This window comes from Thermus tengchongensis (assembly GCF_021462405.1).
Lineage (GTDB): Bacteria > Deinococcota > Deinococci > Deinococcales > Thermaceae > Thermus > Thermus tengchongensis.
Genome location: NZ_JAKEDU010000003.1, coordinates 272307 through 281746, shown reverse-complemented (window position 1 = coordinate 281746; position 9440 = coordinate 272307). Strand labels below are relative to the sequence as shown.

12 protein-coding genes are annotated in these 9440 nt (G+C 67.5%); 7 read left to right on the top strand and 5 right to left on the bottom strand.

Annotated features, from left to right (window positions below):
• On the bottom strand, nucleotides 1-1240 hold a 1240-nt coding region (locus L1087_RS06075), incomplete at its 3' end, for an IS200/IS605 family accessory protein TnpB-related protein (protein WP_234558080.1).
• A 223-nt stretch (nucleotides 1241-1463) separates the two neighbouring features.
• On the opposite strand from L1087_RS06075, the gene L1087_RS13400 reads away from it, so the two are divergent.
• The 4 genes from L1087_RS13400 to L1087_RS06055 all read left to right on the top strand — a co-directional run bounded on the left by L1087_RS13400 (nucleotide 1464) and on the right by L1087_RS06055 (nucleotide 3115).
• Nucleotides 1464-1871, top strand: coding sequence for a DDE transposase family protein (locus L1087_RS13400; protein ID WP_234558079.1), 408 nt, complete (start codon nucleotides 1464-1466; stop codon nucleotides 1869-1871).
• A gap of 230 nt (nucleotides 1872-2101) precedes the next feature.
• A complete protein-coding gene (locus L1087_RS13395; protein ID WP_234558078.1) occupies nucleotides 2102-2392 on the top strand; it encodes a hypothetical protein in 291 nt (96 codons plus the stop codon).
• Nucleotides 2393-2424: 32 nt separating this feature from the next.
• A complete protein-coding gene (locus L1087_RS06060; RefSeq protein WP_234558077.1) occupies nucleotides 2425-2820 on the top strand; it encodes a HEPN domain-containing protein in 396 nt (131 codons plus the stop codon).
• Entirely contained in the window at nucleotides 2783-3115 is a 333-nt protein-coding gene (locus tag L1087_RS06055) for a nucleotidyltransferase domain-containing protein (protein ID WP_135260586.1), read from the top strand. Before L1087_RS06060 ends, L1087_RS06055 begins: the two co-directional genes overlap by 38 nt.
• Here L1087_RS06055 and L1087_RS06050 read toward each other — a convergent pair.
• The 3 genes from L1087_RS06050 to L1087_RS06040 all read right to left on the bottom strand — a co-directional run bounded on the left by L1087_RS06050 (nucleotide 3112) and on the right by L1087_RS06040 (nucleotide 6561).
• Entirely contained in the window at nucleotides 3112-4005 is an 894-nt protein-coding gene (locus tag L1087_RS06050; RefSeq protein WP_234558076.1) for an alpha/beta hydrolase family protein, read from the bottom strand. The two genes, L1087_RS06055 and L1087_RS06050, sit on opposite strands and share 4 nt — an antisense overlap.
• A 98-nt stretch (nucleotides 4006-4103) precedes the next feature.
• Nucleotides 4104-5120, bottom strand: a complete 1017-nt coding sequence (locus L1087_RS06045; protein ID WP_234558075.1) for an acyltransferase family protein — start codon at nucleotides 5118-5120, stop codon at nucleotides 4104-4106.
• A 4-nt stretch (nucleotides 5121-5124) separates the two neighbouring features.
• Nucleotides 5125-6561 (bottom strand): SWIM zinc finger family protein, encoded by a 1437-nt coding sequence (locus L1087_RS06040; RefSeq protein ID WP_234558074.1) that lies wholly within the window; start codon nucleotides 6559-6561, stop codon nucleotides 5125-5127.
• A 59-nt stretch (nucleotides 6562-6620) separates the two neighbouring features.
• On the opposite strand from L1087_RS06040, the gene amrS reads away from it, so the two are divergent.
• The 3 genes from amrS to L1087_RS06025 are packed head-to-tail and all read left to right on the top strand — an operon-like array spanning nucleotide 6621 to nucleotide 9038.
• Nucleotides 6621-7673, top strand: coding sequence for an AmmeMemoRadiSam system radical SAM enzyme (gene amrS / locus L1087_RS06035; RefSeq protein ID WP_234558073.1), 1053 nt, complete (start codon nucleotides 6621-6623; stop codon nucleotides 7671-7673).
• Entirely contained in the window at nucleotides 7661-8476 is an 816-nt protein-coding gene (amrB, locus tag L1087_RS06030; RefSeq protein WP_234558072.1) for an AmmeMemoRadiSam system protein B, read from the top strand. The genes amrS and amrB overlap by 13 nt, the downstream gene beginning before the upstream one ends.
• Before the next feature lie 4 nt (nucleotides 8477-8480).
• Nucleotides 8481-9038, top strand: coding sequence for a Uma2 family endonuclease (locus tag L1087_RS06025; RefSeq protein ID WP_234558071.1), 558 nt, complete (start codon nucleotides 8481-8483; stop codon nucleotides 9036-9038).
• On the opposite strand, the gene L1087_RS06020 is transcribed toward L1087_RS06025, so the two are convergent.
• On the bottom strand, nucleotides 9035-9424 hold the full coding sequence (locus L1087_RS06020) for a hypothetical protein (protein WP_234558070.1): 390 nt from the start codon (nucleotides 9422-9424) through the stop codon (nucleotides 9035-9037). The genes L1087_RS06025 and L1087_RS06020 overlap by 4 nt on opposite strands.
• Between the last annotated feature and the right edge of the window lie 16 nt (nucleotides 9425-9440).

Sequence of the window (9440 nt, the reverse complement as noted above, 5' to 3'; positions counted from 1 at the left end):
CCTGGAGGAGGGCTTTGAGGGGTTTGGGGATCTCCTCCTTGAACCCCAAGGCCCTCCGGCCAATCACGTAAGCCGCGGCCACGTCCTTGGACAAGGACAGGAGGGGGGCGTACTTCAGCATCCCGATGGTGGAGGTGTCCTGGGGGTTCACCTCCAGGCTTTGGATGCCCTTCTTCCGGGCCAAGGCGTGCACCTTCCCCAGGAGGGAGCGGTAGGCGAAGCGGTGGGCTTGGCGGCGGAAAGCAGGCCCAAGACCATCTCCCCGTCTGCCCTTGGGAAGGTGCTTCAGCCGCTCCGTGGCGATGGCCACCCCCTCCTCCTGGGCCAGGGAGACGATCTGGTGGGCCATCCGCCAGAGGGCGATCTCCTTGGCCCCCCGGTTCTTGGCCCGGTCCACCTCCTCCAGGGAGAGGGTGAGGTGCCTTCTGAGGCTCCCGTCCGGGTTCACCACCGCCAGGGCCAGCCCGTAGGGGTCGGCGTTGACGTCCAGGGCCAGGACGCCCCCCTCCTGGGTGAGGGAAACTGGAGGAAGCTCCTCCTCCCAGGAGAAGAGGGCGTAGACCCTCCCCTCCCGCAAGGCGAGTTCCACGTTGTAGGGCTCATGGGCATACACCCGGGACAGAAGCGCTTGGAGCCTGGGGTGGGAGGTCTTCACCAGGGCCCAGGCGTAGCGCTTTTCCCCCAGGTTGATCTGAAGCCAGAGGTTCATTTGGGGTGTAGGGGCCCCGAAGAGGCTTCCGTCCTGCACCACCAAGCGCAGGTGAGGGTTGCCCTTTTTGCTCTTATCCCCACGGGCGTAGAGGGTGCCCTTGCGCCTTTCCCGCCACTCCGCCTTCTTCCGCTCATAGAGCGGGAGGTTGCTCCGTTTGAGCCGGGCCAGGTCTGTAAAGAGCTTCCTCCCCCCGAAGACCACCTTGCGGGGGTTCTCCCCGAGCTCCACCTGGGAGGTGAGGAGGGCCTGGGCCTTCAGGAGGGCGTCATCTGCGTAGCGGGTGTTGAGGCGGAAGAGGGTGCAGAGGGGGCCGTCTTCCTTTTTCAGATCCTCCCGCTTTTCCCCCTCCAGAAGCCTGTTGTAGGCGAAGCGGAAGGCGGCGGAGAAGCGACGCATCAGGTCCAGGGTGGCTACGTAGTCCCCGTGGTCGGGGAAGACGAGAAGGGCTTCCAGGCCGACGAAGGACTGGGGCCTTTTGCCCTTGCCTTTGCGTTTCTTCCCCTTCACGTCTAGACCCCTAGGGAACATTCTAGAGGGCTAAGCCTTTTGCCCTGTACGAAGGGAGGTTGTGGGGGATGACGGGATTTGGGAGCAGGACTTGGTGTGGGGTAGGGAAAGGGTGGCTGGGGGGCAACTGTTCGCAACCTCCCCTACGGGTTTCATGTTAGCAAGTCGTGTGAAAGCCGTGTGAAGGTTCAGCCCTTTGGACCAAACTTGACCGGTATACCCCTTTTGGGGTAGATAGCCCTCCATGACCCTGCGCGAAGCCCTATCCCAGGTTCCCGACCCCCGCGCCCACCCCCACCTCCTCCCCCACCTGGGCCTGCGCAAGCCCCCGGGCCACACCGCCCTCACCGGGCTCCTCCACCGCCTGGACCCCCAAGCCTCGGCCCAGGCCCTGGCCGCCGTCTTCCCGGAAACGGAGCGGGAAGGGGAAAAGGTCCTGGTGGCCGACGGGAAGGCCCTCCGGGGAAGCGGCAAGGGCAAGAGCCCCCAGGTGCGCCTGGTCGAGGCCAAGGTACGGGCTTCGCCCGTGACATGGGCCCTTTCCCTGGGGCGGACCCTGGCCCAGGCCAGGGCGGAGGGAAGCGAACAGGGGGCTCTCCTGGAGCTTTTGGAGCGCCTGGGGGCCGGGGGTCTGGCGGGGAGGTGGTGGTAGGGGATGCGGGCTTCCTGTACCCCGAGGTGGCCCCCGGGGTGCGGGCAAAAGGGGGGAGTACTTCCTGGTCTTGAAGGGGAACCAGGGGGAGTTGCTGGGGTGGGTGCGGGAGGTGTTGGCGGGGATGGCGGAGGGGGCTTTGCCTGGGGAGACCCGGGCGGTGTGGGAGCGGGAGGGGGACGGGGAGGTGGGGCGGACGGAGGGGTAGGCCCTGACCAGCCTGGGGCCGGATGCTTTGCCCTCTGGGCAAACACATTGATGAGGCGGATGCTGGGGTGCTGGGGGAGGTTTGGGTGGGGCGGTGGGGTGTGGAGAACGGGTCTTTTTGGGTGCGGGACGTGCTTTTGCGGGAGGATGCTTCTCAGGTGTGGGGGCGAGGGGGTGAGGTGCTGGCGATGTTGCGGGCGCATTTGGTGTCGTGGCTGAACTGGAAGGGGATACGCCGGAAGAAGGCGGCCTTGGAGGCCTTCTCCTTCAACCCCCTGGCCGCGCTGCGGTTCCTGGGGCTATATGCCGTATAGCGGTCAAGTCTGGCATGGTCTATACTGCCTTTGTGGAGCGAAGCCGGGATTTTTTCCTTCAGGCGAAAAGGGACCTGGAGCACGCGCGCTTCGCTCTGGAGAACGGGTTTTACGAATGGGCTGCCTTTTCCGCTCAGCAGGCAGCGGAAAAAGCGGTCAAAGCCGTCTTTCAGCATCTGGGGGCCGTGGCCTGGGGACATTCGGTGCAGGGCCTCCTGGAGGAGCTGGCCCGACAATACCCCGTGAGCGAAGCCCTTCTGGACGGGGCCAGCGAGTTGGACAAGGCCTACATCCCCACCCGTTACCCCGACGCCCTCCCCGAAGGGGCTCCCTTTGAGCGGTACCGGCGTCCGGAGGCCGAAAGGCTCTTACGCTATGCCGAGGAGGTCTATGCCTTCTGTAAGGGTCTTCTTCCCCCCATGGACTAAGGAGGAAATCCTAAAGCGCCTGCGGGAGGGGCTAGCGGTGCTCCAGGAAGAAGTTCCCCTGCGGCGGGCCTACCTCTTCGGTTCCTGGGCCGCGGGTCGGGCGCTACCGGGAAGCGACGTGGACGTGCTCCTCATCTACGAAGGCCCTTCCCGCCAAGACCTCCACCGCCTGGCGCGAAAGGCCTTTGGGGGCCTTCCGGTGGAGCTTCACGCCTACACGGAGGAGGAAGCCAAGGCCCTAGAACCCCTTCTTAGGCGGATGCTGGCCCAGGCCATACCCCTTTTGGCCCCTTAGCGGAGCCAGGCCAGAACAAACCGCTCCACCAGGGCCTCCATGGCCGGGGTCACGGCGTGGTGCAGATCGGGGAAGAGGATCAGGTGGTCCTCCGCCAGGGAGCCAAACCCTGTGGGCCTGAGGCAAGCCCGCCCTTTGGTGAGGGGGAGGGTCCAGGCCTCTCCTTCCCGGGTGAGGGCCACCTGGTGCACCCGCCGCCCCGCCTCCTCCCGCACATCCCGCAAGCGGCAAGCCTGGGCGGGTGGGATCAAGGGGTCGTTGCCCGCCTGGACCACCAGGAGGGGGGCCTGGAGCCGGGCGGCCAAAGGCAAGGGGCTTTGCCTCCGGTAGCACTCCAGGCACTCCTCTGGGAGCCCTCCGAAGATCTCCCGCCAGCGGGCGAGGGCCTCAGGCCGGGTGCGCCTGAGGATCTCCACCTGTTCGGCAAAGTCCACGGGCCCGATGACGAAGGCCACTCCCCGGGCCTTTCCTTCCAGGGCGGCGGCCTTCAGGGCCACGCAGGCCCCCAGGGAGTAGCCGGCGTAGGCGTGGGCCCTCACCCCAAGTTGGGGCAGGATCCGGCCCAGGAGGGCCAGGTCCTCCGCCTCCTCGAGGCAGCCGGTGATGCGCCCCCCACTCCTCCCCCGTCCGCGGAGGTGGGGAACCACGGCCAGGAAACCCCTTGCCGCCCACCGGCGGCACCGCTCTCCCATGGCCTCCGTGGGAGGGCCGAAGCCCCCCGGCACCAGGACCAGGACCCGGCTTGCCCGCCCTTGGGGCAGGCACAGCTCGGCGAAGAGCCTAACCCCTTCCCTTTGGTAGAGGATGCCCCCTGGAACCCGCTCCCAGCTAGGGGATCCTCCCCCTAGGAGGAAGAGCAAGGCCAGGAAAAGACCAACCCATGCCCTCATACCCTTTTCCCCAGAAGCCTGCCCTCCTTTCCCGGAACCCAAGGCCCTGCCTCAACCGTTGGCCGGGGCCACCACGCGGATGGGGTCCAGGTGGGATATCAGCGGCCGAAGACCGCCACCGAGACCCGGGCCCGGGCCAAAAGCCGGGCCAGGAGGAGGGGCAGGAGGAGGGCCAGGCCCAGGTAGATGGCGAAGGCAGGCTTAAGCCCCAAGGGCTCCGGGAAGCCGGGGTACTTCTCCAAAAGGCGGAGCACCATGGGGTGGAGCAGGTAGATCTGCAGGGAGTAGCGGCCCAGGAAGGCCAAGGGGCCCCGCAAGGGGGTGCGGGCCAGGGCGAAGGCCAAGGCCAGGAGGAGGAAGGCCATGGCGGTGGTGAAGAGCCAGTGGAAGGCCTGGTAGTGGAAGGTGTTCACCGGAAGGCGCCGCAGGACGTCTAGGGCCAGGGGCAGGTATCCCCAGAGGCCCAGGACAGCCAGGAGCAGGGCCAAAGGCCAAAGGCGCAGGAGGCGGGGGAGGTGTTCCAGGCGGCTCGCCAGGTAAAGGCCCAGCACGATGGCCGGGGTGTACCAAAGGACAAAGCTCCCTGGATAGGGCAGGAAACGGTAGTGGCGGTTCAGGAAGTAGACCAAGAGGGTAAGCCCCACCCCCAGGAGGAGAAACCAGGCCCCGTGAGGCCGCCTCCGGAGGAAGGGGAGGAAGAGGGGGAGGAGCAGGGTAAGCTGCAGGGCCACCGCCAGGAAGTAGAGGTGGAAGTAGGCCTTGCCCCAAAGGAGCTGGTGAACAAGGCGCTCGGGCTGGAAAACCCCGTGATCCCAGTAGCGGAAGGCCAGGTAGACGCCGCTCCAGAGGAGGTAGGGCCAGAGGAGGCGCAGGGCGCGGTTTTTGAGGTAGCGGCCCAAGCGGAACTCCCTCAGAAGCCCTGCTCCTAGGACCAGGGCGGTCATGAAGAGGAAGGCGGGCACCGCGAAGTGCAGGGTGCGGTTGACCGCCGCCAGGAGAAACCAGGCCGGGCTTTCCGGGGCAAGCTCCCGGAGGAAGCGGCCCGTCACGTGGTGCAGGACCACCTCGAGGATGGCTAAACCCCGGAAGACCTCCACCCAGGGAAAGCGCTCCACAGGACTATTTTGGGGCAGGCTCATGAGGGTTCTCCGAGAGCAGGGGCCCTAGCTCCTCCCAAAGGGCCTTCCTCCGGGGAAAGGCCCGGGCCAAAACCCAAGCCGCCTCCCGCGCCCCCTTGGGGTCCAAACGGGCCAGGCGCAGGAGAAGACCCGCCGCCTCCCGGTAGGCCTTACGGGTGCCTTTCTCCGTTTCCCGCCTTGCCCCTTCCAGGTAGAGCTTTTTGGCTTCCTCGGGAAGCCTCGCCTCCAGGGCCTCCGCCAAGCGGGGGTAGGCCTCGGGCGGGGCGCCCTTGAGGAGGCGGTCCAGGGCCTTCCAATCCTCCTCCAGAAGGTAGATGCGGGCGAGGAGGGCGGGGTCTTTGACTTGGCGCAGGAGGGCCTTGCGCTCCTCGGGAAAGGCCCGGCCCAGCTTGGCCTTGAGGGCCAGGTAGTCCTCCAGGTTGGGCTTTAGGGCGAAGCGGGCCCGGTGGTCCTCCGGGCTTCCCCGGTGGGCCACCAGGAGGTCCAAAAGGGGAAGGAGCCTGGGGTCCTTGCCGAACCATTCCCGGGCCTCCTCCGCGTACTTGAGGGCCTCCTCCGTCCGGCCCAGGGCGAGAAGCCGCTCCACCAGGAGGAGGTAGTCCTCCACCCCCTCGAGGCCCTCCCGCAACGCCCCCAAGGCCTCCTCCACCCGCCCCAGGCGGAAGAGGAGCTCCGCCCGAAGCCCCCGCTTGAGCCCTGAGGGATCCGCCCCCTGGAGGAGGCCCAAAGCCCCATTTGGCTCCTCCAAAGCCGCCTCCAAGAAGGCCTCCCGCACCCCCTCCGAGGGGTGGCGCAGGTAAAGGGCGAGGAGGAAGGAAAGCCTAGGGGAAAGTTGCAAATAGCGCGCCAAAGCCGCCCGCAGGTAGGGCTCGGGGTCGAAGGGCGCCAGGGGCAGGGCCTCCAAAAAGGCCTCCACCTCCTTCCTTCCCGCCCGGTCCAGGCGTAAAAGAAGCCTCCTGGCCTCCTCCTCCCCTTCCCCCAGGCGGAAGGCCTGGCGCAGGGCCCGCACCCCCTCCAAGAAGGCCTCCTCCGGCACCAGGGCCTCGGCCAGGAGGAGGGCCACCTCGGGGAGGTGAGCCAGGCGCAGGAGGAGGCCCTTGGCCTCCTCCGGGGGCAGGGCCGCCAAAAGGGCCCCCAGGTCCTGGGCCTTCCGCTCCAGGTGAGCGTAGAGAAGGGCCACCGCGTGCTTGCAGGGAAAGGAGGGGTAGGGGCAGGTACACCGCCCCACAAGCCCCGGCCCCACCTCCACCCGGTAGGGGGTGGGCTCGGAGCCTTGCACCTCCCCCAGAAGCCTCTCCCCCACCCGGAAAAGGCGGCGCACCCGGCCCTCCTTGAAGTAGGCCAGGCCCCGGCGGAGGACCTCTTCCGGCACATGGGGGGCGAAGTCCTCCTCCCTTTCGGGGGGGAAGGCGGCCACGCCTAAAGTCTACGCAAGAGCCCCTCCGCCGGTGCTATCCTGAGGGTAGGCCCTATGAAATGACCCTCACCGCTACCCTAAGGGAAGCTGACCTGGCCCGGCCCTTGCCCAAGGGGTACGTGCAGTGCCGGGCCTGCGCCCACTATTGCGCCGTGCCCGAAGGCAGTGCGGGCAAGTGCGGGGTGCGGCGCAACCTCGGGGGGAGGCTCTACCTGGTCACCTACGGCAAGGCCGCCGCGGTCCACCTGGACCCCGTGGAGAAGAAGCCCCTCTACCACTTCCACCCTGGGGAGGGCATCCTCTCGGTGGGCACCGTGGGGTGCAACCTCTTCTGCGCCTTCTGTCAAAACTGGCAGATTTCCCAGTTCCGCGAGTTCAAGGTCACGCCGGAAGGCCACCTGGACCGGCCCATCGGGGAGGACTGGCCCCCGGAGGCCATCGTGGCGGAGGCCGAAGCCCTGGGGGTGCGGCTTCTGGCCTACACCTACAATGAGCCTGCCGTCTGGATCGAATACGCCCACGACACGGCCAAGCTGGCCAAGGAACGGGGCATGAAAAACGTCTTCGTCACCAGCGGCTTTGAAACGGAGGAGGCCTGGGAGTACATAACGCCCTACCTGGATGCGGCCAACGTGGACCTCAAGGGCTTCACCGAGAAGTTCTACCGGGAGGTCTGCGGGGCCCGGCTAAAACCCGTGCTGCAAAGCCTGGAGCACCTGGTGGCGAAGGGCGTGTGGGTGGAGGTGACCACCCTCCTCCTGGAGGGCTACAACGATGCCCCGGAGGAGGTGCGGGCCATGGCCCGCTTCCTCAAGGGGCTTTCCCCGGAAGTGCCCTGGCACCTCACCGCCGCCCACCCCGACTACCGCATGCTGGACCTTAGGCCCACCCGGCACACCACCCTGGTGCGGGCCTACGAGATCGCCAAGGAGGAGGGCCTGAAGTTTGTCTACGTGGGCAACGTCCTGGACCCGGAGCGAAGTTCCACCCGCTGCCCAGACTGCGGCAGGCTCCTCGTCCAGAGGCGGGGCTACCGGGTGGAAACCCTCTGGGACACCCCAGGCGTCTGCCCAGGGTGCGGGAGGAGGATCCCTGGGGTATGGACCTGGTGAGGCCCCCGGCGGTGGCCGGGTACTTTTACCCCTCGGAACCCGCAAGGCTCCGGCAGGAGGTGGAACGCCTCCTGCAAGAAGCCCAGGCCGCCCCTGACCCAGGGGTGCGGGGCCTTCTTGCCCCCCACGCGGGCTACTTCTACTGCGGCAAGGTGATGGCGGAGGGCTTCCGGGCCCTTTCCGCTTGGAGGGGAAAGGCGAAGCGGATTTTCCTTCTAGGGCCCAGCCACTTTGTGCCCTTCCTGGGCGTAGCCTTTTACCCCTACCGGGCCTGGGCCACCCCCTTGGGGGAGGTGGCGGTGGACCTGGAAGGGGGGAGGAGGCTTGGGGAAAAGGGCCCTCCCTTTCTGACCTATGAGGAGCCTTTCCGGGAGGAGCACAGCCTCGAGGTCCTCCTCCCCTTCTTCCAGGTAGCCTTGCCGGGCACGCCCATCCTCCCCCTCCTCTTCGGGGAGGTGGCCCCCCAAGAGGTGGCCGAGGCCCTCTTGCCGGAACTGGGGGAGGAGGACCTGGTGGTGGCCTCCAGCGACCTCTCCCACTACCACCCTGACCCCGTGGCCCGGAAGCGGGACGCCTCCACCCTGGAAAAGGCCCTGGCCCTGGACGCGGAGGGGGTGGCCGAGGCTGAGGCCTGCGGCCGCCTTCCCTGGGCCACCCTCACCGCCCTGGCCCAAGGGCTAGGATGGCGGCCTAGGCTCCTCGCCTACGCCACCAGCGCCGAGGCTTCCCATGACGCAAGCCGCGTGGTGGGGTACGCCGCGGTGGCCTATCTCCTGGAGGAAGACCCACCCGCTTTAAGATGAGACCATGACCCCGGTGCGCAAGCGGTTTACCGTGGAGGAGTTCCACAGGATGGCCCAGGCGGGCCTCCTGGGAGAGGACAACCGGGTGGAGCTTCTGGAGGGAGAGGTTTGGGAAATGAGCCCCATCGGTAGCCGCCATGCCGCCGCCGTGCGGCGCCTTCGCCGCCTGTTCACCCCCTTGGAGATGGAAGGGGCCTGCCTTATCGCCGTACAGGACCCCGTGCGCCTTAGCCCTTTCAGCGAGCCCCAGCCGGACCTGGCCCTTTTGCGCCCCCAGCCTGACCTTTACCAGGAGGAGCACCCCGGCCCCCAGGATATCCTCCTCCTGGTGGAGGTGGCGGAGGCCTCCTTGGCCTACGACCTTGCGGTTAAGGCACCCCTATACGCGCGCCATGGGGTCCTTGAGCTCTGGGTGCTGGACCTGGAGGGCAAGCGGCTCCACGTCTTTCGCTCCCCCTCCCCCGAGGGTTACCGGGAAGTCCAAACCCTGGCCCCAGGAAACCACCTGGCTCCCGCGGCCTTCCCCTCCTTTTCTCTCCCGGTGGCCGAGCTCCTCGGCTAAAACCTAAGAAGGGGCCGGAACCAGGGGATGGAAAGGAGGACGAGGAGAAGGGCCAGGGCGAAGAGGGGCCGGGCCCAGCGCCCTCCCTTGCGGGCCTGGGCCAGCCCGGCGTGGGCCAGGCCGAGGGCGATGAGCCCCCCCACCCAGTGTTCCGCCACGAAGTAGCGGGGCTCCCCGCCGGCCCGCATCACCTCGTCCAGGGCCAGGAGGGCCCCCTGGACCAGGGGGCTGGCGAAGGCCAAGACCACCCCTAGGACCACCTGCAGGGTGAGGGTGTGGGCGAAGAAGGCCCCGGGCCGGGCCTCCGGGCGCAGGAGGGCCCAGAGGCCGAAGGCCAGGACGAACCAGCGGAGCAGGTTGTGGAGGACCAGGAGAACCTCGTGCATCGCCCCAAGCCTACCC

What these genes read in the sequence shown, in the direction of transcription:
- L1087_RS13400 (WP_234558079.1), top strand. Translation starts at nt 1,464, where the DNA reads ATGACCCTGCGCGAAGCCCTATCCCAGGTTCCCGACCCCCGCGCCCAC.
- amrS (WP_234558073.1), top strand. Translation starts at nt 6,621, where the DNA reads ATGACCCTCACCGCTACCCTAAGGGAAGCTGACCTGGCCCGGCCCTTG.
- L1087_RS06055 (WP_135260586.1), top strand. Translation starts at nt 2,783, where the DNA reads ATGCCTTCTGTAAGGGTCTTCTTCCCCCCATGGACTAAGGAGGAAATC.
- L1087_RS06050 (WP_234558076.1), bottom strand. Translation starts at nt 4,005, where the DNA reads ATGAGGGCATGGGTTGGTCTTTTCCTGGCCTTGCTCTTCCTCCTAGGG.
- L1087_RS13395 (WP_234558078.1), top strand. Translation starts at nt 2,102, where the DNA reads ATGCTTTGCCCTCTGGGCAAACACATTGATGAGGCGGATGCTGGGGTG.
- L1087_RS06020 (WP_234558070.1), bottom strand. Translation starts at nt 9,424, where the DNA reads ATGCACGAGGTTCTCCTGGTCCTCCACAACCTGCTCCGCTGGTTCGTC.
- amrB (WP_234558072.1), top strand. Translation starts at nt 7,661, where the DNA reads ATGGACCTGGTGAGGCCCCCGGCGGTGGCCGGGTACTTTTACCCCTCG.
- L1087_RS06025 (WP_234558071.1), top strand. Translation starts at nt 8,481, where the DNA reads ATGACCCCGGTGCGCAAGCGGTTTACCGTGGAGGAGTTCCACAGGATG.